The following is a 548-nucleotide window of genomic DNA, read 5'->3' on the forward strand; positions in this document are numbered from 1 at the left end:
CTTTTGGGGATATGACCTATCTTGGCTTTTCCGCCTGATGAGTGCTGGGTCGGTGTAACACCTGCACATGCCGCCGCTCCTCTGGCATCACTAAATTGTGAAGTATTGCCTAAAAAGGATAGCAGTTCTATCGCGGTAATTGGGCCAACGCCTTCTAATGCCATTAAACGCTGGCAACTGTCATTTTGCTTGGTTATCGCTTCAACTTGTTTATGTAGTTGTGCTTTAGCGGCACATTGTGTTTTATATAGCTCGTAACTCACCGCGAGTGCTTGTTTTAATGCGATAGGTAGCGCATTTTCAGCATCTTCTAAAATATCTGGAACCGCTTGTGTTAACGCTGCATCGCCTTGATTAATGACAACACCAAACTCTAATAGCAAGCAACGTATTTGATTTGAAAGCTGGGTCTTTTGTTTATCTACTAAGGTTCTCGCTTGGCTCAATGACTGCAACGTTTGCTCTTCAACCGTCATGATTTTACAGGGCTTCACGTTATATGCTTGGCTTGCACTGGCAATAGCGAGGACATCATTTGCATCAGTTTT

1 protein-coding gene is annotated in these 548 nt (G+C 43.8%); it reads right to left on the minus strand.

What is annotated here, in order from left to right; translation table 11 throughout:
- A partial coding sequence (locus EXT47_RS23640; protein WP_130127748.1) for a transposase occupies positions 1 to 548 on the minus strand: 548 nt, incomplete at both ends.

Source organism: Pseudoalteromonas sp. CO342X (assembly GCF_004208915.1).
GTDB lineage: Bacteria > Pseudomonadota > Gammaproteobacteria > Enterobacterales > Alteromonadaceae > Pseudoalteromonas > Pseudoalteromonas maricaloris.